Source organism: Heterorhizobium halophytocola (assembly GCF_017873095.1).
GTDB classification, from domain to species: Bacteria; Pseudomonadota; Alphaproteobacteria; order Rhizobiales; family Rhizobiaceae; genus Allorhizobium; species Allorhizobium halophytocola.
The window spans coordinates 41,618-66,961 of sequence record NZ_JAGGJU010000013.1; the positions used below are offsets into that span (position 1 = coordinate 41,618).

Genomic DNA, 25,344 nt, shown 5'->3' on the forward strand with positions numbered 1-25,344 from the left:
GCAAGCCGATTGGCTGGCGTTCTCATTTCGGTACCTGGTCCAAATGTTATGACCCTAATACGCGAGGGAGAGCATAATTTTCTACCCCATCAGTTTTCAGCGAAAAAGCATACCAGTGATTGAATCCCCGTCTGGAAAATGAACGGCACATCGTTGCAGATGTGACGGCCATATGCGTTAAGCTGAAAGGCAGATGCAGGGGAAGAAGAAGAGGCAACAAGAGCCGCCATTACGGCAGCAATTCCGAGATATTTTTTCATATTAGCACCCATCATAAATTAGCTGAATCAGGATTTGACAATAGTCTGATATTGTAATTTCGAATTGTCGTAAATTAACTCATCTGTACTATTGACAATTTCAATGGGGCTGCTCGGCCATCTCGCGCAGAGCGTAAATTAGGATCGTGAAATGTGCAACGATGAGGTGTTGCCGGAACTTTCTAAAATTCTTAAATCCGTCTCCGGAAGCCCCCACAAATCCCGTGGGCAAAATAACAGAAGCGACAACCAGAACACCACCAATGATGCCGCGCGTAGAGCAAGCATCGGGTCTAGAACGCGGTGCAGTTAGTTTCCGGTCAGTGCTGTTGGTTCTGACTCTTTGCGAAGCCCGCCTTGCCAAGTGACGCCGGGCGAGCTTTTCGATGCGCTCGTTGATCAGATCGATGCTGATATCACCCGGCTCAAAGCGTCCGCCATTCCTCCTCGGCGGGGGTGACGTCAGCCACTGAAGCATTGAGACAAAGGGCGTCTGTTTACAACAGGGTGGTTGGTTGGGATCCCATCAAGAGCTTAAAAACGACGCGAGTGAGCGAAGACGACCGAAACCTCGTATTGCGCTTGTCATTCATTTGCATTACTTTCTGGCTGGAATGGAGATAGCTATGGCTGCAAACGCACTCGTCCAAACCCGTATCGATGCCGAAGTTCGGGATCGCGCCTCCGCCGTGCTTGAAAACGTGGGCCTAACGGTATCGGATGTGGTTCGTATCTTGCTCACTCGGACGGCCAACGAGGGTATGCTGCCACTCGAACTTCTTTCAGGCAGTGAGGCCCATGACGCTTGGTTTCGCTCCAAGGTACTTGAAGCATTGAACGATACTCGACCAGACGTCTCAGATGATGAAGTCGAGGACCATTTCGCGAAACGTCGCGCGGCAGCCCGCCTTAAAGTGAATGCGCGCAAATCGTGAAGCTACCTGGTCTGCGTTCGCGTTATCGGATCGCGACGCCATCTTCACATATATCGAGTCAGATAATCCTTCAGCCGCCATCCTTGTCGATGAACGGATCGTCGCGGCCGCTCGTCGTCTGACTGATTTTCCCGCGAGCGGTCGTGTTGGCAGAATTGTTGGCACGCGCGAACTGGTAATCAGCGGCACGCCGTATGTCGTGGCATACGCGGCAACGGAGGCATCTGTTCGTACACTTCGTGTCCTCCATGGTGCGCAGGAATGGCCCGACACTTTGCCAACTAGCTAGACTTTGAGCTTGATGCCTGAAAACAACGGGTCAGCAGTTCGAACTGGTTTAAGGCGCAGGCTATTGCAGCTTTGCGCCCGCGTTTCGGTCGTAGTGCGCGTCATCTCCCACGCCTAAAAGCGGACACGGCCTGGAGTAAAGAAGCCGCAACTCTCAAGGAGAACGTGGATAAGAGGGCATGACTTTTCGCCTGCAGCAGCTTAAGAGACGGCGGCGTTCCCGAACAAAGTTCCTTGTGATCCAACGCTGGAAATCGTTCCCAATCCATCACTCGAAACCTGAAAGCTCACCACATGGATAACAGTCGATCGACCGCCAAGGCGGCGGCGTGGATGGTGGCATCTGTGTTGTTGATACTGCTCATGTCCGTTTCGGGTCGAATTATTACCCGCGAGCTTGACGTTTTCCAGGCAATGGAAATGCGTTCCGTCATCGCCTTTTTTCTGCTGTTGCCGTTAGTTTATCGAGAGGGCGGAATCCGGGCAATGCGAACCAGGATTCTGCCCAGGCACATCGGCCGCAACGTTGCCCACTACGTGGGCCAATATGCCTGGTTGATGGGACTGACGCTAATTCCATTGGCCCAGCTCATTTCGATAGAATTCACAGCGCCCATATGGGCTGCTTTTCTGGCTGCGATATTCCTGAAGGAGCAACTGACATGGCGGAAGGGAGTCGTAATCCTTTTTGGTCTGGCGGGCGTCGCGCTAATTGTGCGTCCGGGCGTAGCCCCTCTCAATCCGGGCCATTTGATAGCGCTTGGAGCGGCTGCCGCATTCGCAATCTCGTTCATCTCCACAAAGGCGCTGACGCGGTCCGACAGTGCCACAAAGATCATTTTCTGGATGCTCGTGATCCAGTCGATCATCGGACTCGCTCCGGCACTGAATGTGTGGCTTTGGCCGTCGGCTTCAACATGGCCATGGATATTTCTGTTCGCGTTCGCCGGTTCATTTGCTCACTTTTGCATGGCAAAGGCGTTGGCCCTTGCAGACGCTACAGTCGTGATGCCGATGGACTATCTTCGGGTGCCATTATCGGCCTTAATCGGATATCTCTTGTATGCCGAGGCCATAACTGGCTTCACTGCAGTCGGCGCGGGTTTGATCGTGGTTGGAAATCTGTTCAACCTGCAACGACCTAATGCCAAGAAAATTGAATCGACACCGAGTTGAAGTCCGCGTTGGGCCCGGCTCAGACCTCGACCGAAAGAACCTCGATGTCGACTTTACCCGCTGGGCGTCATAAAGCCGACAGTCGCCTCCCGGCCCCATTTGCGGAAATGATTTCTGCTGTGCGCCTTCAATTCGGCCATTGAAGGTGTTCGGTTGGATACCCGGAAGCAGTCGGTCCGCTCGCCCTGTCAGCGAAGCGCCGCGAGTGAGCGAGGATGAAACGTTGTGCCCTTGCTTTAACCTGGCGCTCGAGCGGCAGTTATTCCGCATCCATTCCAGGCAAGGTGTCTGGATCACTGTAGCCGCGCTGCTCAGGTTAAACACATGCCACAGCAAGCCATCCCGTCTTTGAGGGCAGCCGGTGAGGAGACTTTATGCGCGCCGGAGAGCGACGCGCGGCGCTGACCACATGACGAAGGCGTCCCCGGTCACGCCCTATGGATGTTTTCGACTGGCCTTGCAAGTTCTGATAAGCGGGCCCATATTCATAGAAGTGGCAGCCATTGACCGGGCACTGCCCACTTTCTGGGCGGCACGCACCCTGGCCCCAATCGAGGAGGACGAAATGTCTTCCGACCTACCCACGCCGATCGACACCTTCGACATAAGTCTCATCCGGGATGTGTTGCAACATGCCGGCTTCCGATATGAAGAGCCCATGCGTCCGCTGGATCGCGATGCGGCCCGCCACGCTCTTGGATTATACCAGAGCGGTGTGCGCAATTCCGAAAGTTTGATCTCTGCCGTCAACCTTTGGGCTGATGAAGCCGTGGCAGCCCGACCGAGCCTCGGGTCTGCCGGAGATAAGCCGTGACTCTTTTGTTTCTCAACCCTACCCGCGCCTATGACGAAACGCGGGGGCTCATCCGTTTCATCGGGCATGACGGTCTGAACCAGGTTCTCTTTCTCTTGCCGGTCGCCGTATTCGATCGTGAAGGGGCAACGGGCCGCGGCAAGGAACGGGATTATCTGCTGGCGTTCGATCGCCTGCGTGAGCACATCCTGACCAAGGCTCGGGCGGCCTATCAGTCCCGACGGCGGCACACGATCGAACTGGATTTCGCGGCGTTTGGGTCCTCCCTCCAGTCGTTGACCTGACCTTCGCCAATCTCGGCGCAGGGAATTCGCAAGAGGATAAGCCATGGCCGACCGTGCTCAATCCAGCGCAGCGTTTCTCTACGACTATGGTCTTGGGCAGACAACTGTCCTGCCATCATGCTGAGGAACGGCAAGCCGGGCGTTCTGGACCGTGACCAGGCGCTCCGAGCCACCCGTCGCCTGCGCAAGGGCGGGGTCTTGCAAACCGCCAAACCCGGTCAGCCGGCCAATGTCCCGTCCGGCGAAGCCGCAGCCTTGTTGCGCTGGGAAGATGAAGGCGGAAGTCCACGGCCCAGCGGCACGGTCGCAGCGACCTGGAAGCGCGGTGCCTGATGGAGACCTCGAACAAGGTGATCATACTGGCTGACATCCGGAACAAGCGGATGACGTCAGCGACCTCCCGGTCGAACGTCTTCGAGATCAGGCCGGGCGCCAGAAGGCAACCGGAGTGCAGTATTCATCGCTTGACGACCAGATCCGCGCTTCCGCCGGAACAAGCCCGATAAGCGCTGCGATCACGTGCCGTTTTGAAACCGATGCCGCCACAACCCGACATTCACCCCAGTCAATGGAGCTTTCCATGTTTACGCGAACGAAGACACGAACAGTGCATTTTGATGCCCCCTTCATGCTTGAAGGTCTGGAGCGCCCCTATCCGCCCGGCGATTACCAGGTGCAGGACGACGAGGAACAGATTACCGGAATTTCCTGGCTCGCCTATCGGCGCGTGGCCACTGTGATCGAAGTCGCAGTCGGGGCGAAGACGAGCTTGGTCACGATAAATCCCTCAGAGCTCGATGCCGCTCTGGAAAAGGATAGGGCCCTTTTCGCCGAGGCCGGAACCGCCGATACAACGCACTGAAAATTGGAGAAACATCATGGCTTCTCACCGTTTTACCATTGGCCAAATGGTTCGTCTCGTGAGCACGCAGGGGCTGTCGCCGGCTGCCGCGGTTACCTACACCATCGCCGCTCCCATGCCGGTCTATCAGGACAGCCCGCAATACAAGCTCTGGAATGCCGAGCTTCATCAGGGGCGCGTCGCCCTGGAGCGGGATCTGGAGGCTGTCGGAACGGTCTGAACCCGATCCCGAGGCGCTTGCATCCACCATGCGGCCGCGCTTTGCGTCCCAGGCTTACCCGGCGAGAACTCGCCACCATGTTCTGGAGGGAACGCAAATGAGCAGACCGACCCGTATCGCCTTCATCGGCAATTCTCTTCCCCGCCAATGCGGGATTGCGACCTTTACCGGGGATCTGTCCCAGGCGCTGCGCGATGCCGTCGAGCCCGTGCAGACGAGCATCGTCGCCGTAACGGATGCGGGGCAGAGCTACGCCTATCCAAGCGACGTGATCTTCGAGATCCGGGAGGAGAGTGTCGAAGACTATGTCACGGCCGCTCGGATCCTGAACGAAGGCCGGTTCGATGTGGTTTCGCTGCAGCACGAATTCGGCATTTTCGGCGGCAGCGACGGCGAATTCATTCTGAAGCTTCTGGAAAACCTTAAAGTTCCGGTGGTCACGACCTGCCACACCATCCTCGCTGAACCGACACCGTCTCAATACCGTGTGCTGCAGAAGGTCGCGGCGCATTCCAGTCGCGTCGTCGTTATGGCGGAGAAGGGACGCACGCTTCTAACGGAAGTATATGGCGTCGCGCCGCGCAAGATTGATGTCATCGCCCATGGCATACCCGACCGTCCGTTTCACGACCCTGACCTGGCCAAGACCGAGCATGGCTATTCCGGTCGGCCACTCATCCTGACCTTTGGCCTGCTGTCTCCCAACAAGGGTATCGAGGTGGTCATCGACGCGATGCCCGCGATCCTCGAACGAAGCCCCGAGGCGCTGTATATCGTACTCGGCGCTACGCACCCGACGCTGCTGCGTCAGCAAGGCGAAGCTTACCGCGACAGCCTGCGTCTGCGCACCGAGCGTCTGGGCGTCGACCATGCCATCCAGTTTCTCAATCGCTTCGTGGACCTGCCGACGCTGCTCGACTTCATTGCAATGTGCGACGTCTATGTGACGCCCTATCTGGACGAGGCGCAGATGACCTCGGGTACACTTTCCTACAGTTTCGGTATGGGTAGCGCGGTCGTGTCCACGCCGTATTGGCACGCCCGTGGCCTGCTGGCGGACGGCCGCGGGGTGTTGGTGCCGTTCGGCGATGCGCCGGCGACAGGCAAGGCGATCGCAGACTTGCTCGGCGATGACGAAGCCAGGACGGCGATGCGAAGACGCGCCTACGATGCCGGTCGCGCGATGATCTGGTCCCATGTCGCCTCACTGTATCTCGACAGCATGACACAGGCGAAGACGGCCTATCGGCCGAAGCTCGTCCGGGACCTGATCTCTTCGCGGATCAAGCGGCCCCCGCATCAAACGGCCCTGAAGCTCGGCCATTTGCACACGATGTGTGATGACACGGGCATAGTCCAGCATGCGGTGTACTCCGTGCCGGACAGGTCGCATGGCTATTGCGTCGACGACAATGCGCGAGCCCTGCTTCTGTCCTCGCTCCTCTCGGCTGCCGGCGAGATGGGTATAGCAGACCGGATGACGGCCTCCTTCGCAGCCTTTGTCGAACACGCATGGAATCCGGACAGCGGCCGCTTTCGCAACTTCATGAGCTACGACCGCCGCTGGCTCGAGGACGAAGGCTCGGAAGACAGCCATGGGCGGACCCTGTGGGCGCTCGGGGCCTGCGCCCTGTCGGACACCGACGCATCGCGCCGTCGCTGGGCGAAAACACTTTTTGCCAAAGGGATGTCCGCTACACTCAAGTTTCGCTCGCCGCGCGCCTGGGCCTTCACGCTTCTCGGTCTCAACGATTACTGCGCCGTCAATCCTGAGGATCCCCATGCCCGTATGCTGCGCATTCGGCATGCTGAAAATCTCATGGGTCTGGAACGTCGTGTCTCGAAGGGCGGGCGCCGCTGGTTCGAGGCGGGGCTGTCCTATGAAAATGCCCGCCTGAGCCAGGCCTTGATCGCGACGGGGGTTGCGACGAAGATTCCGGCCTTTGTCCAGACCGGTGTGGAAACGCTCCGATGGCTGATGACCCAGCAGACGGGGGAGGCGGGTCATTTCCGCGCCATCGGCACGGAGGGTTTCTTCGACATCGGGCAGCCGCCGAAGCCGTTCGATCAGCAACCGGTCGAGGCTACGGCCACCGTGGCCGCCTGCCTCGCGGCTTACGATGCGACATCGGACGGGAGCTGGATCGAGGCTGCGAACACGGCCTTCGATTGGTTCACGGGCAGCAATGATCATGGCATCTCCCTCGTGGACCCGGAGACGGGCAGTTGCCGCGACGGCCTGCATGTGGACCGCCCCAACGAGAACCGGGGTGCCGAGTCCGTACTTTGCTACCTGATCTCCTGCGTCGAGATCGGTCATGCCAACCAGATGCTGAGCCCCGAGGTTCCAAGAGCAGGCGTCAGGCAATTGTCATGACCGGCCCCACCCATGCGAAAACCCCGGGAGGATCAATCTTGTCCCAGTCCAGTCTTGTCAATCGGCAGGCGCTCTATCTGAAGCCTGATCCGACACGGGTTATCGTCCGCCCCTTCAAGCCATCGTCCGAACCTCAGCATCTCAACCCACAGAACAAGAGCAGGGCCAGCAAAATTGTCGATCGCGTACTGTCTCTTGACCCGCCCTCGACGGCAAACCAGTTGCGCGACATCCTGGCCAAATTCGATGGCAGGCACCGTAACCTGTTGCGACAGTTCGAGTTGCGGGCGGATGCGATGGAGGATGCTTTTGCCCACCATAAAAAGTTCAGCCAGCAGCAGAGACAATTGGTCGGCGCCTACTTCCTGAATGAATATTCGTTCGAGTCTGCCGCCCTTTTCAATCCGAGCGTCGTCCCGCATCCGGATCAGTCCGGCGTTACGGCTGGAAGCCGCCGTCTGATCCTCAGTCTGCGGGCCGTCGGAGAGGGACACATCTCGTCGCTCACCTTCCGGTCAGGGGTGATCGATGCAGACGGAGCGGTGGCCATAGATGCGCCGGCGCGACTGGCAAGCCTGCCGAGCGCACGTGCCGGCGACGGGCCGGCGGTCGCGGGCCGCATCGGGCTCAGTTTCAAGGAGGAAAGCGATCTCAGCGAGCGGGTCATCTTTCCGGTGACCGAGGCGCAGTCGAACGGTATCGAGGATGCCCGCTTTGTTGCTTTCGAGGACGAAGGCAAGACGACCTATTTTGCAACCTATACCGCCTATAGCGGCTCTTCGATCCGCTCGGAACTGCTCGAGACGACCGACTTCCTGAACTTCACCATGACGCCGCTGCGTGGGGCTGCTGCCCGCAACAAGGGCATGGCGCTCTTTCCTCGGCGCATCAATGGCCGCTACGCGATGGTCGCCCGGCAGGATAGCGAAAACCTCTATCTGCTTTATTCCGACGACCTGCATCACTGGGACGAAGGCCGGCTGCTGATGAAGCCGGAATTTGCCTGGCAATTCGTCCAGATCGGCAATTGCGGCTCGCCTATCGAGATCGACGAGGGATGGTTGTTGTTCACCCACGGGGTCGGGCCGATGCGGCGCTATGCGATCGGGGTGACGCTGCTCGACAAGCACGACCCGAGCATCATCCTGTCGCGGACGGTCGAGCCGCTGCTGCAACCCGAACCAACGGAGCGGGAAGGCTATGTGCCGAACGTCGTCTATTCCTGCGGTGCCATGCGGCATGGCGATCTGATCGCGCTGCCATATGCCGTCTCGGATACCTATTCCAACTTCACCACGATCAAGATCGGCAGGCTTCTGGACACAATGCATCCCATCGGGACTGCCCTGTGAATGCGGAGAGTGGGTGGGCGGCCCCACCACGCGATCGGTCATGAGCGTCCAGCAATTGAAACGCGTCTTTCTCGACGACATTCTGCCCACCTGGAGCAAATCGGGCTTTGATGAGACCTGCGGCCAATTCGTCGAATACCTGGAGCTGGATGGATCGTCTCAGAAATCAGGTGAGGTGCGGACCCGAACCGTGGCCCGTCAGATCTATGTTCACGCCCATGCGGCCCATCTCGGCCTTGCCCCCTCAGAATCGCTCGCCATGGCAGAACGGGCCTTCGCCAACCTGCACCGCGTCGCCTGGGTCAGCGGGAAGCGCTCCGGCTATGTGAGAGGCTTCAACCGCCATACCGAGCTCATTACCGATCCTGTTCGCGATCTCTACGACAATGCCTGTGTGCTGCTTGCTCTCTCCTGGCTGCTGACGGCGACCGGCAAGGACGTCTACCGACACGACATCGACCAGACGATCCTGGCGGTCGACCGGACCCTGACAGACCCCTTTGGCGGCTGGGCGGAAGACAGCGACGGCACGCTTCCTCGCCGCCAGAACCCGCACATGCACTACCTCGAAGCCTCACTGGCCTTGTGCGAGAACAACCGGACCCCCAAGCATATGAGGTCGGAAGGCAAGGCCTTCGCACTGTTGCGATCGCATTTTCTCGTAGGACCGAATGGGACGCTCCACGAATTTTTTGGCCCCCAATGGGAGCTTGCCGACCGATACGGATCCGATCGGCTGGAGCCAGGTCACATGTGCGAGTGGGTCTGGTTGACCACTCGTCACGATAACCTCGCTCGCAGCGACAACACCAAGACATGCCTGGATCTGTTCTCGACCGCGCTGGCCGTCGGGCGCATGCCCGGCTCGCTTTTCCTGGTCGATACCGTATCCGTAGTAGACAAGGCGATTAGCCCGTCACGGCGCCTGTGGCCGCAAGTGGAGATGCTCAAGGCTTTCATGGCGCTCCATGAGCGATTTGGCTTTCCGGGATATCGGACAGGGGCGGACGACGTGGCCTCCGCAATCCTTGCTGCTTACATGACGGGCGTGCCGCATGGCTGCTGGCACGATCGTCTGGACCTGAACGGCACGCCCTTGAGCAGCACGATCCCGGCCAGTTCTCTGTATCACCTTTGGACGACCATTGCGGCTTCAGCCGGGGATTTACGGTGAACCTGCTACACCTGAAACGCAGAAATTGCTGAACAGTAGGTGGTGTGGTCCGACCTCCAAAGTCTGGAGGGGCGAGCTCAACCATAACGACGAAGAACCCTTTTGCCAGCATTGGGCCGAGCTCGGACCAAGCCGCCAGACTTTTGAATGTCGGTTCCGGCTTGCGGCACCCCAACTTCAGACAGTCCGCTCATGGCCCCGTTCCAGTCATACCGCCGAGTCTAGACTTATGTTCGAGCATGAGAACCTATGCGGACGAGTATCATGACGACGAGATCGCCGGTTCGATTCTGTTCAAGGCGAACGACTGACGAACCATCAGGATCACCAGACAGTCCATCCCCCATCCATCAGGAAATGATGTCCGGTCACCAAATCCGCTCCATCCAATGCATGGAAAACAACGGCAGAGGCGACCTCCGCCATGGTGCCAAGGGGACTGATAGGAATTTGATTGGGCACGTCATCAGCAATCGACTGGTCTTCAAACATGGTCTTGCAAGCGGAGTTTGGAGGAATCCTCCTTGCCGTTGCTGAAGGAGTATAGGCTCTTTCCCCTCCAACCTGCGACGACATTGCCTTTGGAGCTATCGAATCGGCGAAACAATCTCGCCGAGTTGGTTTTTATTAAAAAAACGCCAGCTGACGATCAGGCCTGGTTCTGTACCTGCCTGCGAATATCGTCAGCGAGCGGGTGCAGCGCTTCGGACGGTAACGAGCCGACAAGACTGTAGCCCATTCCGTTCGATGCCCAGGCCCAGCCGTCAACCTTGCCCTGGGAATGGGGCGTCATGGTCCGCGTCTGGTCCACAGCCATCGGTCTCGTCAACATGACAAGGCGCGTGCCCTGATCATTGTCATACATCAGCATCAAACCGGCGCCGTGAGGCGTAGAAACAACGCGCCCGCCCATCAGCCGGTAACCGGACTTCGACAGGTCTGGCATGACAGGTTTCTGCCCCATTCTTTCCGTCGCCCAATCTACCAGCTCGACCATATTATCGGCCCGAAGCTCGACCGGCCTTGTCCGATCTGCTGCATAGGTGACGAAACTGTCAGAGGCTTCCCGGGCGAGGGCGACCACACCTTCGGTTGGGGGGAGCGTCATATCGTGCATGTACCAGCCGCCGGATCCTCCGGCGACCAGAAGCACGACGGCTGCTGCGGCAAGCCGCCAGTTAGAAACCCTGCTTTGCCGCCTTGTGGCGATCATATGATTGAGATTGAGCCTGGTGGGGATCGGCTCGTCGGCGATGGGATCGAAGGCGCGGTGCAAAATTGTGCGCTGGGCGCTGTAGGAGGAGAAACGGTTGGCAACGTCCGGGTGCTTTTCGAGATAAGCGGAAATTTCGTCCCTGCGTGCAGCTTCGAGCCGGCCGTCGGTATAGGCGTGGAGGTCGTCTTCGGTGATTGGCCTGGCTGTCATTTCACTCTCCGCAGATGCGAGCCCGGTCTAGCGCCCCTGGCAGGATTTTCCAAGATGTGCCGGAGCCGCTCACGCGCACGCGACAGTCGCGACATCACGGTTCCGATCGGGATCGCCAGTACGTCGGCGACCTGGGCGTAACTGAGGTCTTCGACCGATACCAGTAGCAGCACGCTACGCTGCTCTTCCGGCAACTGTTCGATTGCCGAGACGACATCCGCTCTTGCAAGCTCGTCCTCCTGTGTCGGAGGATGGGACATCAGACCTTCCCCTATCTCCTCCATGGTGACCTGTCGACCGCGTCGGGCGGCTTGCCGCAGTCGGTTGACCGCGAGATTATGCAGGATTGCGAACACCCAGGTACGGGCGTCATCGTTTTTGCGCCGGTACCAATGAGAGATCACGCGTTCAAGGCAATCCTGCACGAGATCGTCGGCGGCAACCGCGTCGTGAACAAGACCCCGGGCATAGCGCCGCAATGCCGGGATCATCGGTTCGACCTGAGAGAGAAGATCATCCATCGCACATCCGCTTCCCGTGGGTTGGCCCGCCCCTGTCGGGGCGGGCCAGTTTCACTTAATCTGCCTGAACCTGAACAATCTCGCCGGGCTTGCCGTCGGCCGAGGTGGCGACGACGAGATAGCGCTTCTCGTCCTTGTGCTTGGCTTCGACAATCTGCCGGATCGGACCGACAGCATTGACAATAGCCGAACCGGCCGGATTGGTCATGAAAGCAGAGAGACTCTGAAGCTCGCCGCTACCGTCTGGCTTGTCGGCAAGAGCCAGGATGTAGGGCTTCTTGGGATCCAAACCGGCAACTGCCGCCTGGACGACCTGCGTCAGCCCTTGATTGAACAAGGTCACGCTCGTCGCCTGCTTCTTGTTCTTGTCTCCCTTGGTTGCAAGCTTCAGATGGGCAGCATGACCCGCAGCACCGAGCTGCACGAGATTCTGCATGCCATCGCCTTCCGGCACGGCGTTCGGAACATAGGCGACGGCCTGGGGCGCCTGGCCGATCGGGATGTTGACGATAACCTTATTGGTCAAAGTATCGATGACAGCAAACTGGTCGGCATTTTCGAGCCCAACATAGACCCGCGTGCCATCGCCCGACGGCCAGATACCGTGCGGCAGGTTACCGACCGGGATGGTCGCGACCTGTTCGAAGTTGTCGGTGCGGAACACCTTCACTTCGTTCAGGCCACCGACCGTCACATAAGCAAAGCTGCCGTTCTTGTTGACGACGAGGTTGACGTGGTTGGTGATCGGGCCGGTGTCGAGCGTCTTGATGAGGTCAAAGGGTGCCTCGGCATTGAAGACCTGCGTCTTGCCGACATCCTTCAACGTGAACCAGACCTGCTTGCCATCGGCGGAGGCGGCGATATTGGGGCAGAAAGGGCTTGCCTGCTCCACATGGCCGACAATCTGATGGTCTGCGACGGTGACGACGGCGACATCCGGATTAAACGATGAGCAGATATAGCCGTACTTGCCATCCGGCGAGAAGATCTGCATGCCGGGGCCGGGAGCAACCTTGATGCGGGTCTTCTCTTCGAAAGTGCTCGCGTCGATGACGGAGATATAGTCTTCGCCCCGCACAGTCACCCAGACTTCCTTCCCATCAGGCGTAAAGAAAGCCTCATGCGGGGAGCGGCCGACATAAGTCGTGTGCTTCACGGCATTGGTGGCTGTATCGATAAAGGTCACCGAATTAGAGCCGATCGAGACGACGGCGAGCGTTTTGTGATCCGGGGAAAACCCCAAGCCGTGGACGAGGACCTGGCCCTTATAAAGGGGGCTCAGATTGCCGGGCTGTGGATCGCCGAGCTTGATGACACCAAGCAGTTTGTTGTCGACCGGATCGGAGACCGACACCGTATTGGAGAACTGCTCCGCCGCATAGACGCGGTCCTTGTGGCTGATCGGAATGTCCGGATCGGAGGCGAGGCCGGGCGCCTGGCCGGCAAAGGCTGCCACGGGGGCAAGAATGGTGCTTGCCAGTAGCGCAAGGATCTTCAGGTTGGTTCGCATGTCTCGGTCCTTTTCAGTTGGCCGGTTTCATCATCATCATCTGCATAGCCGGGGCCTTCGATGACGGCTCTTGGTCAGAGTTCTGTGCTGTCTTCGCATCGTTCGGGTCGACCTGCGTCGGCACCGCGTCGGAGGCGGGAAGCGGATCACCAAGCGCCAAGCGCATGGCAGCGATTTCCTGCTGCTGATCGACGATGATCTCCTGGGCTATCCGCTTGAGCTGCTCGTTGTTGCCGTAGCGCAGATAGGCAACGGCCATGTCGATCGCCCCCTGGTGATGCGGGAGCATCATCTCGACGAAATCGCGATTGATATCGCCTGTCGGCTTGACCGCCATGTCGTTCATCATTTTCACCATGGCTGCGTCGTTTTCCTGCAGGAACGGTGCTTCGTCCGTCGTGCCGGAAACGGCTTCATGATGGTGAGTTGGGGCATCTTGGGCAAAGGCCGACACTGAGACGACGGCGAGCAGCGATGTGGTTACCAGAATGCGGGTACTGCGAAAGAAGGCGGTCATTCTTATCTCCTGGTGTCTCTCGAAGAGTTCAGAAGGGTAGACACCGCGCATCCCGGATTATTCCGGACGTGCTGAAATTTTTCTTGAGGACGCCGAACCGGGTGGCGGCGTCCTGCTGCATCAAGAAGGATCCATTGTTCCGAACGCGGCAACGAGCGCGATAACAAGCCCGCCAAGCAAGAGCTCGAAGGCTGCGCCTGCCAGCAATGCTGTTTCTGCAAACCGTCGCCTCCTCCGCAATAGGGGAACGAAAACATAGCGATTGACGATAGCCGCGAGTGTCATGATCACGACAAGCCCGATCTTGACGAGGAGCTTTGTTTGATAAGGCGACTGCAGGTTTGTCGGCAGGTGACCGAGGACGAGCAAGATGTTGGCCACGCCGCTGAAGATCGCCAGTGCGACGGCAACGTGGCCCAGTGTCGAGAACCGGGACAAGGCGACTAATGCGTGAGGGCGCTGCGCAACATCATGCGTCGCCGCCATCACAAATACAAAAGCGACAAGACCGCCGAGCCATGCTCCGGCGGAAAGAACATGGACGATGTCGACGCCTGCATGTAGAGCGCCGACAAGGCCGGTCGTCATCGCCGCATGCCCTGTGAGGGAAAGGCTCGCCAAGCAGCAGCCGGCCAGAACCGTGACAAGAGCATGGCGGCGCGGCTGAAGCCAACGGACCAGCCCAAGCAGTAGCGAACCACCGGCAAGCACATCCCAAACCCGCCCACCGCTCGTAAGCATGAGAAATGACCAGAGCGTTTGCGGATCGACGGTCGCGTGCCAATCGGCGGTCACGACCGCGATCTGCGCAGGGACGATCGCCACGACGCCTGCGGCCAACATCATCGTGCAGAGTGCGGAGATGCCCGCTACGCGCCGCGCAAGTACGGGGCGTAGCGCTGGTGGTGTGACAGTGGACAAGAATCCTGTACATCCCCAGAGCAACATGAGGGCCGTGTCGATAGCCACACGGCCCAAGATCCAAAGCCCTTGCGGATCAATCAAGGCTTGACCGTGAAGCCATAGCTACCGTCAGTCTTGTGACCGTCGGTGGAAAGAACATGCCATTTCACGGTGTAATCGCCGGGCTTCAGCCTTGACTGCAGAGGAATGGTTAGGGTGTCGTCTCCGTTCGATAGCTGCGCCTTGCCCTGCTGAACCGGCGAACCTGAAGCGTCCAGCAGATCGGCCCCGGAAAAGGCAAGGTTAAGACCCTCTGTGAAATCGAGGGTCAACACCGTCGGCGCGGTCGATACGACCGTCTCGTCGGCGGGGTTCGCGCTCTTGAGATGGGCATGCGCGAATGCTGGGCCGGCGGCAAAAAGGCCACCGAGGCCGGCGAAGGCGAGGAGAACAGAAGCATGTTTCATTCGAGATGTCCTTCGATGCATGGAGTGATTTCCAGCGATGTGGACATCCGGGAAGCGCGTTTATTCCACCGGCTTACGAAAATTGCCGGCGTGATGTCGCAGGAGTAAAAAAAATCGAGCCGGCTGGAATAATTCGAAGCCTGCGGTGTCTACTCATGCAGACGGCCCCAACCGGGCCACCTGGCGGCATTGGTGATGGACATGAGACTCAACAGACGACTTCTTATCCTGGCAGCCGGCGTCGGCGCTGTCGGACTTCGTGTCGGTTTGGCGGCAATCTCCGGTACCGCGAGGGCCGCCGAGACTTTTCCCGTAAGCCACACAGATGAGGAGTGGCGGATGCTCCTCACCGGCGACCAATATTCGATCCTGCGGAAAGAAGGGACCGAATACCCGTTCACAAGCCCGCTGCTCAATGAGCACCGCAAAGGGGTGTTCAACTGCGCCGGTTGCGGCCAGGATGTCTTCTCCTCCCAAACCAAGTTTGAAAGTGGCACCGGCTGGCCGAGCTTCTGGGCCCCGTTGAATGCTGGTGTGGTGGGAACGACCCGCGACATATCGCTCGGTATGATCCGAACCGAGGTTCATTGCAGCCGCTGTCGCGGGCATCTTGGCCATCTATTCGATGACGGCCCTAAGCCAACCGGTTTGCGCTACTGCATGAACGGCGCGGCTATGGCCTTTCGCCTATCGGTCTCCTGATCCGAGGGCCTTTTGTACTCGTCTATCCCGGAGGCGTGCTCACGACAGAGAGACTGCGCATCCCTCGGCCCAACCGGTTCCTGGACCAAGGGGTCCAAAACTAACATTCGGCTATTGCGGTGTCAGCACGATGCGGCCGTTCAGGTCGCGGCTCTCCATCCGTTCGTGAGCGGTCGCGGCCTCACTGAAGGGGAGCACATCGACGGGAGTGTCGCACAGTCCTGAGGCAACCGCTTTCAAGGCTGCCTCAAGGCCTGGTCGAATTGCCTCTGGATGCGACGGCAGAAAGGCTCCTGCATTGAAGCCGGCCACCGTCATGCTGCCCAGCCAGAGGTCGTTCGTCTTGACGGCATGGGTCCAGTCACCGCCAGCATTGCCTGCCACGATGAGACGGCTGCCCGGCTTCATCAGTGCGAAGCTTTGATCTCGGACGGCTCCGCCGACGGGATCGATGATGACATCGAACCTTTCGCCTGCGAGCACGCCGGGCAACTCGGCGGAATCGATGATCCGATCATAGGGCAGTTTCGTGTTTGCCGCAGCTTCCAGCTTGCCCGAACGGACCGTGCCAACGACGCGTGAAGCGCCAAGCTGCCTCGCGATGCCGGGGAATGCGGAGGCGAAGCCGCCAAGGGCGCCGTGTATCAGCACGCTTTCTCCCTCGGCGAGCTTGGCAATCAGAGCCAGCGCGACGTGGGCCATCGCGGCGTTGGGAATCATCGCGACAGCGAGAGCAGGATCGACATGAGAGCCCTCGATTGACACAACGCCCTGCACGGGCGCGATGTACACGGAGGCATACCCCCCGGTGCCGGCGCCAGCCGACATCGGCACGACCTTCTCGCCGATCGCAAACCCGGTTACCCCATCGCCGAGCGCTCGCACCGTCCCGGCCGCTTCCAGGCCGGGAACGAACGGCGGTTGCGCCATGCCGGGGACATCCTTGAACTGCCCCTGGCGGAAAAGAATGTCGATGAGACCGACTGCCGCGTGGCTGACGTCGATCGCAATCTGGCCCGGCCCCGGCGTGGGATCAGGGAGGTTGACCACTTTGAGAACACTGGGGCTGCCGAACTGGGCGGCTTGGATAGCTTTCATTTAAATTGATCCTTTTTTGACTGAGCAGGCTGCGGGAGATCGCGCCGGGGATCCGGCTGCGCCTAACGCCCTTTGGCAACGAGTTGGTGGAGACTGGCGCTGTCTCGGGTGCAACCGAAATCGTGCTCGGGAGGATCGTCGATCCCCCCGACAACATGGTGGTGCAGCACCTGATGGACGACGGCCTGGCCTGTGTGGTGAGGAAGGATCATCTGGATGTGAAGGACCACCTGACCCAGGAGCAGTACGAAGCAATGAAGCACGTCAACGTGCTGCCGCCCGGCCGGATGCGCGCCGGCCTTTTCCAGGCTCTGCAGCAGCGGGGTGTCAAGCGCGAAGTTGCGGTGTCAGTCACGCACTTCCTGGCGGTCCCGGAAATGATCGCCGTCAGCGACTACTGCGCGACGCTGCCACGCCTGATCTGCCAGCGCCTCGCTCGAGACGAAAGGCTCAAGGTGTTGCCGGCGCCGGTCGATCTCGGCACGTTTCCGGTGGAGCTTGCCTGGCATGTGCGTTATCGCAGCGATCCGGCGCACCGATGGCTGCGGTCTCTGATCGCTGATGTGGCGAAGGAGCGCGGCCTTCCCATTTGAGAAGGCCGTGCAGGATCGTCAGTAGCATTCAGAGCTGAGGACGTAGTCCTCGCGTCGGGCTGACGCTCTCCAGAAGCGAGGCAACATGAAGGATGGTCGACTCCGCCTGCCATGCGCCGACGATCTGGACGTTGATTGGTAGACCTTCTTTGCTGGTGCCGAATCGCATTGAGACGCCGGGAAGGCCCGTAACATTCAAAGGCACAGTGGCGCCCTGGAGATAGGTCGCATCGACCTTCTGACCGTCGATTACGAACTCTTCGACCCCGTGCCTGTGGGCGGGAATTGGCAAGACGTGAGTGATGAGAGCGTCGTAGCGGGAGAAGTAATCGGCATAGCCATCACCTAAGCGCTCGGCGGCCTGTTCGGCGTCGATGTAGTCATCCATGGAGGTGTCGGGCAGGGACAGCATTGTCTTTGCCATCTTGTAGAGTTCGTCTTCTCGACGACCTGCGGTCGCCTCGCGGAAGGCGGGCTTCATCTCCATGACATGCAGACGGTTGAAGACGTCGAGGGCGAAGTCCTTCTCCAGAGCCGGGATGCCGACATGGTCGACCGAGACACCCAGGTCTTTCAACGCACCGGCAGCAGCCCGAACGGTGGCGGCAACTTCTGTATCGACGGGGCCGAAGCCCGGTCCAACCATCCAACCCACGCGAAGCTGCCGATATGGCAGTCGACCGATACCAGCATCGAAGGCAACGGCGCTTGAGGCGAACGCGTCCTGTCCATCGGCTCCTGCAAGCTGCGAGAAGGCCAGTGCGACGTCACGCACCGAACGAGCCATTGGACCGACATGCCAGAAGCGACGCGGTGCACGTGGCCAGATGCCGGTCATCGGTACCCGCCCATGGGTCGCTTTCATCGAGGTGATGCCAGTTTGTGCAGCGGGACCACGGACGGAGATTGCAAGGTCAGTTCCCAGGCCGATCGGCGACATGCCAGCAGCAATGGCCGCGGATTCACCGCCACTCGAACCACCTGGCGTGCGCTCCAGGTCCCATGGATTGTTGGAGCGCCCGGACAGCAGGTTGTCGCTTTCAATCCAGTAGGAGAATTCTGGCAGGTTGGTCTTGGCAAGAAGGATGCCACCTGCCGCCTTCATGCGGGCGACACTTGTGGCGTCACGGTCTGGCGTACGACCTTTGAAGATCGGCGAACCACGCTGCGTCAGAACGCCGGCTGTGTCGATCGAATCCTTGGCGGAAAACGGCACGCCGTGCAGTGGGCCCAACTCCTCCCCAGCAAGGACGGCGGCTTCTGCTCGGCGGGCGGCTTCAAGCGCTCCGTCGGCGACAGTCACGATTGCATTGACCTGGGGGTCGACTGCCTGGATGCGGTCGAGATGTGCCCGAACGACTTCGACAGGCGATACGTCTTTATTGCGGATGAGTTCTGCCAGCTTGGTGGCATCGGAGAAGATCAGTTCATTGCTCATGGCGCGGTCTCTCTAACTAACAGTTGGTAGGCAGTGCAGAGCTAGCGCTTTACAAATTGTCCGTCAACCCCTATCTAACATTCGTTAGGATGAAGCGGAGTTTGGGAATTATGTCCGGGAATGCGAGGGAAGCCATAGTGGCCGCAGGGCGTTTAAGCGCTCAAGCGCACGGCTATGGGGGGCTAAACATGCGCGAGCTAGCGGCCGAAGTCGGCATCAAGGCGGCCAGCATCTATCACCACTTTCCAAGCAAGGCCGATCTCGCAGCCGCAATCGCAAAGCGCTACTGGCAGGACACGAAGGCGTGGCTCGAAGACGTCGCCGACATAAAAAGCGATCCGAAGGCTGCTCTCCGAAAGTATCCGGAGACGTTCCGGATGTCGCTGGAGAACGGCAATCGCCTGTGCCTCGGTAGCTTCCTCGGCGCGGAGTACGACGATCTTCCTGAACAGGTCAGGACAGAGGTGCAGACCTTCGCTGACGTCAATATCGCCTGGCTAGCGGAACGGCTTGTCGATGCTGGCCTGGCAGATCAGAAGGCGAGCGCGGCGCGGGCGCGCGCGATCTTCGCCGCCGTCGCGGGAGCGCAGCTTCTTGCCCGAAGCCGGGCCGACATCTCGCTGTTCGACACGATGATCCAAAGCTATCAAGAGGCAGGCTTGTTGCCAGGCGGATAGGATTCCAGTCGATCTAAGCCGATCTACGTTGAACGGCCGCTCGGCACGCCGTCCCAACGTGGGGAGACATTGCGCTGGAACTTTGCAACTCGTTATCGGGAAAGCCTACGACGCAAAAGAGCGAAATTTCAAACCTTAGTTTAGAGTCAAGCGGGTCGGTGGTTCGAGTTCCCAACTACATGGTGCAATGAGGCTTCCACATGAGCAGGTTCCGTGAGGCGGATGACTGGTTGTTGCAGATCGAGACCTTCGATCCGCACGAACCGTTCTTCGCCCCCGACCGCTTCAAGGCGTCGTTCGCCACGGGCTGGAACGGTCCAATCCGTGACTGGCCACGCTACGGACGAGTGGAGGAATTGCCGGAAGAAGCTGCGGAGCTTCGGGCGAACTACTATGCGATCGTGTCGCTCTGCGACTTCCTGCTCGGTCAGTTGCTCGACTATTTCGACCAGCACGATCTCTGGAAGGATACGGCTTTCGTGGTTACCACCGACCACGGCTTTCTGCTAGGCGAACATGACTTCTGGGCCAAGAACCGGATGAACATGTATCAGGAGATCGTCCACATCCCGTTGTTCATCCATGACCCCCGCAATCCCGGCCACGGCCGTATCGACCGGCTGACGCAATCGGTTGACATGGCGCCGACCTTCCTCGACCTTCACGGACTTTCGCCGGCTGCGGAAATGGAGGGGACATCCCTGCTGCGCGAAAATGCGCGGGAGGCGCTGATCTTCGGGTATTTCGGTGGGGCGGTAAATGTCACGGATGGCCGCTTCACCTATCATCGATACCCGCAGGACCTGAGAACCCAGGAAATCTATCAGTACACGGTGATGCCGAGCCACATCAACAAGCCGTTCACCCCGCTGGAACTGTCTGCCGCGACGCTGGCCGGGCCGTTCGACTGGACGAGGAACGTGCCGCTTTTGAAGGTGCCTGTGATCGAGCGTTCCCCGATGTTCGACAATTACTGGCCGGGGGCCATGCTCGAAAACGACACGCGGCTTTACGATCTGAAGACCGATCCGGGGCAGGAGCACTCGCTCGACGATGCCGAGGCCGAGGCGCGCATGATCGGTTACATGAAGGCGTTGATGACAGCCAACAGTGCGCCGGCGGAGGCCTTTGCGCGTCTGGAGCTAAGCTGACGAGCAGGTTGTCGAATAACCAAAACGAATAATCCAACCGAATGTCATGGATTTGCCTTTCGGTCTTCTGCCGCTCGTTGAACTGGGGGCCATGCCGGCATTGCGATGCCGCTGCATGAAAGCGGTGTGGAATTGTTCTCGGCGCTTTACGGCTATGTTTCCGTTCGGGAAACGGCATTCTCGATCGCGTAAACCTGCAACAGACAGTCATGGTCGGGATCATGGGCAGTCTGGCCTGAAGCTGCCGCACCCGCCTGGACGCTCACTGCTCCGGGCGGGCTTGAACTGTCGTAGCTGGATTGATCCTAATATGCCGCCTTTCTAAAAAAGGTATGGCTCTTGCTGGCGCCACAATGAAAAGGATCGATCTCGTCTATCAGACAATGCTGGCGGAGCTGGGACAACGTTCAATGGATGTGGCTTGGACCGCCGATTTTCCGACGGAAGGACGCTTTCAACGCGTCGTAGTCAATGTCATCAGCAAGCATCGCGAAATAATCCGCCACGATCGCGTCGTTCTGCTCGCCGGCCAGTCACCGGTCATGGTGGCTGTCGAGCGAGCTGGCCAAGCTGGAAAAGGCCCGGATCATGCCAGCAACTGCGCAGGGACACCAAGCACTGGCCCGGCTTCAGCCAGCCGCTGGTCAAGCGTATACACTGTGGCGGCATGCTCCGACGCGATGGCGAGATGCAGTGCGTCTCCCGCACGCAGCCCAAGCGCATGTTGATCGGCGAACCTCGCCGCTGCCCGGAACTGACCGCCCGTCACCGGCAGCATGGTGAAACTCTCGACGACGAGCTTGTTGAACATGGCGAGCGCCGCAGCGCGCTGCTCGAGGGTGATCTGTCCGGTCCGCAACTTGATCGCCAGGGCCGACGACATCTCGGTAACGGTCCAGTCGCTAATCGAGAGCCGAGCCGGCTCCTGATCAGCCAGCCAGACCTGAACGCGCGACGTCGTTGCTTCGTTGGAGAGCGCAGCAACGATCAGCGACGTATCGAGATAAAGCATCAGTAGCGATCGCCATCCCGCATCGACCGCACGAGATCGGCAGCACTCTGGGATTGGGGCGGCATTGCCGCGGTAAGCAAGTGAAGCAGCGCCGCATCAATCGGCTTGCGGGGCCTTTCCACCGCGATGAGCCGAGCGACTGGCTTACCGCGGCGGGTGATGTTGATCGAGTCGCCCGCTTCCACCCGGTCGACCAGTTCACTCAGATGAGCTTTGGCATCCGCCAGATTTATTGTATGCATGTAATGCTCCTGACCATCTAGATAGTCATATAGCAGGTCGAGCTCAAGAATTCCAGCAGGGGGCCAGATAGAATACACCATTTTCTTGTCCGATGCCCCTATTTGGGACAACAAGAGCAGGACACCCCGGTTAAGCGCAAACCGCTGTGTGTTGCTAATTTAGAGCGTTTCCCCGTTTTTCTGAATCGTCTGAGTTGTGAGTTTTTGGAGAAGCTAACCCAAGTGCATCATGCCTGCGTTGCAGGGTAGGGGATCACGAGTTTGCGTGCAAATGTGCCAGTAAGACCTCTGCCGGCGTCTTGTAGCCCAGGCATTTGCGGGGCTGATCGTTGAGATGTCTTGCAAGCGTGCTGAGGTCGCGTTGTGAAACCGACGCCAGATCGGTGTTGCCGGGCAGAAAGCGGCGAAGGCGTTTATTGGTGTTCTCGACCGTGCCTTTCTGCCAAGGTGCACTGGGATCGCAGAACCAACTGGATGCGCCAATTCGTAAGCGGTGTCTTGCTAGCACATTGATTGAGGTTCGATAGTCGATATCCGGGATAGCAGCGGTGATTGGCGCGGCAGCTATTCGTCCTTTGCCGTCATTCTTGAAATCGGTAGTATTCCAAGCCATCGTCAATGAACTGGTTGAAGCATGCTGAAAATAGATAGCGGGCGATTACAAGACCCGAAAATCCTTTCACCGATTGAGATTGCCAAGGAATGCGAGACGCGTGGACGATTGATTGTTCAGTTCAGCAGGCCAGAAGCCTATACGCCCGCGATTTTGGCGTCGCTGAACGAAGCCTGCGGGCTTGTCAAAGATCGCCTTCAAGTGCGATTCTATGGGCACTACGGCGGGCGTTTCGATGCAATGACTCTCCGTCATCTGCCTGAAACACGTAACCTCGCAGTCGATTGCCTGACTGCAATCGACAATGAGGAGGAGATTGGACGGCTCCCAAATCTGAGGTTGCTAGACTTCGGGGTCTTCGAGCTGGACCGCCCCGACTTTCTGAGAACGATAGAACTTCGCCATTTGGCGCGGCTTTCGCTCGGTGAAAACCGCAAGCGGAACTTTGATCTTTCACCTTTGGCCGACTGCGAGTTACTGGACAGCCTTTTTATCCAAGGCCACTCAAAGGGTATCGACGGGTTGGAAGGCGTGCCTCGGTTGCGGACGTTGACGTTAAGTGGTTATGCCAAGAAACATGCACTGAATTTTGTGAACGGCATATCGACGCTGAAGGAGCTGAAGTTGATCTTGGGAGGCCGTGCCGACCTTGACGACCTGTCGAGCAAGTCTCTTGAAATTTTGCAAATTATCCGCGTGCAGGGCTTGGCAACGATGGGTGATCTGTCTCGGTTGCCCGCACTATCAGCGCTTCGCATTGAGGACCAGATTCAACTAAAGCAGGTGGACCTGAACGGAGCGAGCCTGAAGCGACTTGCACTGATCAATTGCAAAAACCTGGTGGAGTTGCCTGGTCTGGAGACGCAGGATCAACTTCGGGAATTCTCAGCGTCCCGCGTAGCACTCGATCTTGACGGCCTGCGTGATCGGGAGTGGCCTTCAGCTACGCGATCCGTCAGGCTTTTCTCCGGCAAAAACAAATGGAACGATGACGCCGCAGCTCGGCTGACTGCGCGAAATCTCAACGAGAGGGGCGACCTCTGGCTTTGATCCGCCGCAGGTCTCATCAGGCTTGATATGGCCACTTCGGGCCGACTGCTGTCCCCTTCGGGCGTTATACGGCCAGATGATTCCACGGCATCAACTCATCGATCCGGTTTTGCTTGTGGCCATTGACGATGGCGGTGAGCGTGTTGGTCAGATAGGCCAGCGGATCAACCGCATTGAGCTTGCAGGTCTCGATGAGCGAGGCGATGGTGGCCCAGTTCTCGGCTCCGGCATCGTGCCCCGCAAAGAGTGCGTTCTTTCGGTTCAGAGCAATCGGCCGAATGGTGCGCTCGACGCTGTTGTTGTCGATCTCGATGCGGCCGTCGGTCAGGAACAGCGTCAGGCCATCCCAGTATTTGGCGATGTAGGCCAAAGCCTCGCCGAGTGGGGACTTGGTCGCGACACAGGCACGGTGATGGACGAGCCAGGCATGCATGTCTGCGATCAGCGGCGCTGATCGTTCCAGCCGTCCGGCAAGTCGAGCCTCCGGATCAAGGCCACGAAGTTCTGCCTCGATCCGATACAGTTCACCGATCCGTTTGACGCCGTCCTCGGCAATTGGTGCTGTTGCGTTGCGGGTGATCTCCACCAGCTTGCGGCGAGCGTGTGCCCAGCAATAGGCAAGCCGAATGTCGGGACCGACCCTGTCCGGTGCGATCAGCCTGTTGTATCCGGCATAGCCATCGACCTGCAGGATACCGGAGAAGCCCTGCAATATTCGTTCGGCATGAAGGCCCCCGCGACCGGGAGCATAGGTGAAGGCCACGCCCGACGGTGCGCCGCCGCCCCAAGGACGATCATCACGCGCGAGTGCCCAAAAGTAACCAGTCTTGGTCTTGCGCGAGCCGGGATCGAGAACCGGAGCATGGGTCTCGTCCATGAAGAGCTTGGTCGAGCGCTTCAGGTCAGCAATCAGCGCATCGAAGACGGGACGTAATTCGAACGCGGCCCGACCGACCCAGTCGGCCACCGTGGAGCGGTCGAGATCGATGCCTTGGCGGCTCATGATCTGGGCCTGCCGATAAAGCGGAAGGTGATCGGCATATTTGGAAACCAGCACATGGGCGACGGTCGCTTCCGTCGGCAGGCCTGCCTGGATCAGCCGTGCCGGAGCCGGAGCCTGAGCGACGCCGTCGGTGCATGCACGACATGCATATTTGGGACGGTGCGTGACGATGACGCGGAACTGCGCCGGGACCACATCAAGCCGCTCGGAGACATCCTCGCCGATGCGATGCAAGCAACCGCCGCAGGCGCAGATCAGGCTTTCCGGCTCGATCACCTCTTCCACACGGGGAAGATGCTGAGGAAGGGAGCCGCGATTGCTCGCTCGTGGTTTTGAGACCTTGGTCCCGGCAGGAGCGTCTGCCTCATCCTCGGCATGGATCGCTGCCATGGCCGTTTCCAGGTCTTCCAGTGCCAGATCGAACTGGTCGGGATCGGTCTTCTCGGATTTGCGCCCGAAGGCTGCCTGTTTGAAGGCCGCAACCAGCTTCTCAAGCCGTTCGATCCGCTCGTCCTTGCGAGCAATCTGGGCGTCTTTCCCTGCCTCGCGTGCCTGCGCCGCAATCAGCATTGCCTTCAGGGCGGCAACATCATCGGGAAGATCGGCGGCATCCAACATGACCGGAGCCTACCAATACCCAGCCGCTTTTGCCTCCGGAATCTGATGTGCTGAGTCATCG

The 25,344-nt window shown here is 59.1% G+C and carries 27 protein-coding genes and 2 pseudogenes; 15 read left to right on the top strand and 14 right to left on the bottom strand.

The genetic code is table 11. The features are described from left to right. Positions 1-89: 89 nt before the first annotated feature. Positions 90-260 carry a hypothetical protein gene (locus J2Z17_RS20910; protein WP_209947892.1) on the bottom strand — a complete coding sequence of 57 codons (171 nt, stop codon included), beginning with the start codon at positions 258-260 and terminating at the stop codon, positions 90-92. A gap of 626 nt (positions 261-886) precedes the next feature. Here J2Z17_RS20910 and J2Z17_RS20915 point away from each other — a divergent pair. The 10 genes from J2Z17_RS20915 to J2Z17_RS20960 all read left to right on the top strand — a co-directional run bounded on the left by J2Z17_RS20915 (position 887) and on the right by J2Z17_RS20960 (position 9,742). Further along, positions 887-1,195 carry a type II toxin-antitoxin system RelB/DinJ family antitoxin gene (locus J2Z17_RS20915; protein ID WP_209947894.1) on the top strand — a complete coding sequence of 103 codons (309 nt, stop codon included), beginning with the start codon at positions 887-889 and terminating at the stop codon, positions 1,193-1,195. Next, positions 1,179-1,484, top strand: a complete 306-nt coding sequence (locus J2Z17_RS20920; RefSeq protein ID WP_209947897.1) for a type II toxin-antitoxin system RelE/ParE family toxin — start codon at positions 1,179-1,181, stop codon at positions 1,482-1,484. Before J2Z17_RS20915 ends, J2Z17_RS20920 begins: the two co-directional genes overlap by 17 nt. Before the next feature lie 293 nt (positions 1,485-1,777). Continuing rightward, on the top strand, positions 1,778-2,659 hold the full coding sequence (locus tag J2Z17_RS20925) for a DMT family transporter (protein WP_209947899.1): 882 nt from the start codon (positions 1,778-1,780) through the stop codon (positions 2,657-2,659). Positions 2,660-3,068: 409 nt separating this feature from the next. Continuing rightward, entirely contained in the window at positions 3,069-3,473 is a 405-nt protein-coding gene (locus J2Z17_RS25315) for a hypothetical protein (RefSeq protein ID WP_245224254.1), read from the top strand. Continuing rightward, positions 3,470-3,757 (top strand): DUF1488 family protein, encoded by a 288-nt coding sequence (locus tag J2Z17_RS20935; RefSeq protein ID WP_209947901.1) that lies wholly within the window; start codon positions 3,470-3,472, stop codon positions 3,755-3,757. Before J2Z17_RS25315 ends, J2Z17_RS20935 begins: the two co-directional genes overlap by 4 nt. Before the next feature lie 448 nt (positions 3,758-4,205). Beyond that, on the top strand, positions 4,206-4,619 hold the full coding sequence (locus J2Z17_RS20940; RefSeq protein ID WP_342454444.1) for a hypothetical protein: 414 nt from the start codon (positions 4,206-4,208) through the stop codon (positions 4,617-4,619). Between the two features lie 58 nt (positions 4,620-4,677). Next, positions 4,678-4,839 (top strand): hypothetical protein, encoded by a 162-nt coding sequence (locus tag J2Z17_RS20945; protein ID WP_245224275.1) that lies wholly within the window; start codon positions 4,678-4,680, stop codon positions 4,837-4,839. A gap of 97 nt (positions 4,840-4,936) precedes the next feature. Beyond that, entirely contained in the window at positions 4,937-7,216 is a 2,280-nt protein-coding gene (locus tag J2Z17_RS20950) for a glycosyltransferase family 4 protein (protein WP_209947906.1), read from the top strand. Positions 7,217-7,254: 38 nt separating this feature from the next. Next, on the top strand, positions 7,255-8,568 hold the full coding sequence (locus J2Z17_RS20955) for a glycoside hydrolase family 130 protein (protein WP_209947908.1): 1,314 nt from the start codon (positions 7,255-7,257) through the stop codon (positions 8,566-8,568). A 40-nt stretch (positions 8,569-8,608) separates the two neighbouring features. Beyond that, positions 8,609-9,742, top strand: coding sequence for an AGE family epimerase/isomerase (locus J2Z17_RS20960; RefSeq protein ID WP_209947910.1), 1,134 nt, complete (start codon positions 8,609-8,611; stop codon positions 9,740-9,742). 324 nt (positions 9,743-10,066) lie between these two features. Here J2Z17_RS20960 and J2Z17_RS20965 read toward each other — a convergent pair whose 3' ends face one another. The 7 genes from J2Z17_RS20965 to copC all read right to left on the bottom strand — a co-directional run bounded on the left by J2Z17_RS20965 (position 10,067) and on the right by copC (position 15,086). Further along, positions 10,067-10,234, bottom strand: coding sequence for an SDR family oxidoreductase (locus J2Z17_RS20965; protein WP_209947912.1), 168 nt, complete (start codon positions 10,232-10,234; stop codon positions 10,067-10,069). Positions 10,235-10,391: 157 nt separating this feature from the next. Continuing rightward, on the bottom strand, positions 10,392-11,168 hold the full coding sequence (locus tag J2Z17_RS20970) for an anti-sigma factor family protein (RefSeq protein ID WP_209947914.1): 777 nt from the start codon (positions 11,166-11,168) through the stop codon (positions 10,392-10,394). Beyond that, positions 11,165-11,689: a sigma-70 family RNA polymerase sigma factor gene (locus J2Z17_RS20975; RefSeq protein ID WP_209947916.1), complete on the bottom strand. Its 525-nt coding sequence runs from the start codon at positions 11,687-11,689 to the stop codon at positions 11,165-11,167. Before J2Z17_RS20975 ends, J2Z17_RS20970 begins: the two co-directional genes overlap by 4 nt. Positions 11,690-11,744: 55 nt before the next feature. Continuing rightward, complete coding sequence (locus tag J2Z17_RS20980) at positions 11,745-13,199, bottom strand: YncE family protein (RefSeq protein ID WP_209947918.1); 1,455 nt, start codon at positions 13,197-13,199, stop codon at positions 11,745-11,747. Positions 13,200-13,212: 13 nt separating this feature from the next. Continuing rightward, the gene (locus J2Z17_RS20985) at positions 13,213-13,716 is read right to left on the bottom strand and encodes a DUF305 domain-containing protein (RefSeq protein ID WP_209947920.1); all 504 of its coding nucleotides are present in this window, start codon (positions 13,714-13,716) and stop codon (positions 13,213-13,215) included. Between the two features lie 120 nt (positions 13,717-13,836). Continuing rightward, positions 13,837-14,721, bottom strand: coding sequence for a copper homeostasis membrane protein CopD (copD, locus tag J2Z17_RS20990; protein WP_209947922.1), 885 nt, complete (start codon positions 14,719-14,721; stop codon positions 13,837-13,839). Further along, on the bottom strand, positions 14,718-15,086 hold the full coding sequence (gene copC, locus J2Z17_RS20995; RefSeq protein ID WP_209947924.1) for a copper homeostasis periplasmic binding protein CopC: 369 nt from the start codon (positions 15,084-15,086) through the stop codon (positions 14,718-14,720). Before copC ends, copD begins: the two co-directional genes overlap by 4 nt. Positions 15,087-15,287: 201 nt before the next feature. Here copC and msrB point away from each other — a divergent pair, with 201 nt between their 5' ends. Next, complete coding sequence (gene msrB / locus J2Z17_RS21000; RefSeq protein ID WP_209948162.1) at positions 15,288-15,788, top strand: peptide-methionine (R)-S-oxide reductase MsrB; 501 nt, start codon at positions 15,288-15,290, stop codon at positions 15,786-15,788. A gap of 111 nt (positions 15,789-15,899) precedes the next feature. Here the strand turns inward: msrB and J2Z17_RS21005 are convergent, their stop codons facing one another. Further along, positions 15,900-16,886 carry a quinone oxidoreductase family protein gene (locus tag J2Z17_RS21005; RefSeq protein ID WP_209947926.1) on the bottom strand — a complete coding sequence of 329 codons (987 nt, stop codon included), beginning with the start codon at positions 16,884-16,886 and terminating at the stop codon, positions 15,900-15,902. Positions 16,887-16,906: 20 nt separating this feature from the next. Here J2Z17_RS21005 and J2Z17_RS21010 point away from each other — a divergent pair. Then, positions 16,907-17,479 (top strand): annotated as a pseudogene (locus tag J2Z17_RS21010) (LysR substrate-binding domain-containing protein); the annotation flags it as partial. Between the two features lie 28 nt (positions 17,480-17,507). On the opposite strand, the gene J2Z17_RS21015 reads toward J2Z17_RS21010, so the two are convergent. After that, entirely contained in the window at positions 17,508-18,917 is a 1,410-nt protein-coding gene (locus tag J2Z17_RS21015; RefSeq protein WP_209947928.1) for an amidase, read from the bottom strand. A 110-nt stretch (positions 18,918-19,027) separates the two neighbouring features. Between J2Z17_RS21015 and J2Z17_RS21020 the strand changes: the two genes are divergently transcribed. Continuing rightward, positions 19,028-19,594 carry a TetR/AcrR family transcriptional regulator gene (locus J2Z17_RS21020; protein WP_209947929.1) on the top strand — a complete coding sequence of 189 codons (567 nt, stop codon included), beginning with the start codon at positions 19,028-19,030 and terminating at the stop codon, positions 19,592-19,594. Between the two features lie 200 nt (positions 19,595-19,794). After that, entirely contained in the window at positions 19,795-20,745 is a 951-nt protein-coding gene (locus J2Z17_RS21025) for a sulfatase-like hydrolase/transferase (RefSeq protein WP_209947931.1), read from the top strand. A 586-nt stretch (positions 20,746-21,331) separates the two neighbouring features. On the opposite strand, the gene J2Z17_RS21030 is transcribed toward J2Z17_RS21025, so the two are convergent. The 3 genes and pseudogenes from J2Z17_RS21030 to J2Z17_RS21040 form a co-directional block, all read right to left on the bottom strand. After that, on the bottom strand, positions 21,332-21,757 hold the full coding sequence (locus tag J2Z17_RS21030) for a type II toxin-antitoxin system VapC family toxin (RefSeq protein ID WP_209947934.1): 426 nt from the start codon (positions 21,755-21,757) through the stop codon (positions 21,332-21,334). Next, complete coding sequence (locus J2Z17_RS21035; RefSeq protein WP_209948164.1) at positions 21,757-21,999, bottom strand: type II toxin-antitoxin system Phd/YefM family antitoxin; 243 nt, start codon at positions 21,997-21,999, stop codon at positions 21,757-21,759. The genes J2Z17_RS21030 and J2Z17_RS21035 overlap by 1 nt, the downstream gene beginning before the upstream one ends. A gap of 253 nt (positions 22,000-22,252) precedes the next feature. Continuing rightward, positions 22,253-22,483, bottom strand: a pseudogene (locus J2Z17_RS21040) (transposase); the annotation flags it as partial. Positions 22,484-22,633: 150 nt separating this feature from the next. Here J2Z17_RS21040 and J2Z17_RS21045 point away from each other — a divergent pair. Continuing rightward, positions 22,634-23,662, top strand: coding sequence for a hypothetical protein (locus J2Z17_RS21045; RefSeq protein ID WP_209947936.1), 1,029 nt, complete (start codon positions 22,634-22,636; stop codon positions 23,660-23,662). A gap of 64 nt (positions 23,663-23,726) precedes the next feature. Here J2Z17_RS21045 and tnpC read toward each other — a convergent pair whose 3' ends face one another. Further along, the gene (tnpC, locus tag J2Z17_RS21050; protein ID WP_209947938.1) at positions 23,727-25,283 is read right to left on the bottom strand and encodes an IS66 family transposase; all 1,557 of its coding nucleotides are present in this window, start codon (positions 25,281-25,283) and stop codon (positions 23,727-23,729) included. Positions 25,284-25,344: the final 61 nt, after the last annotated feature.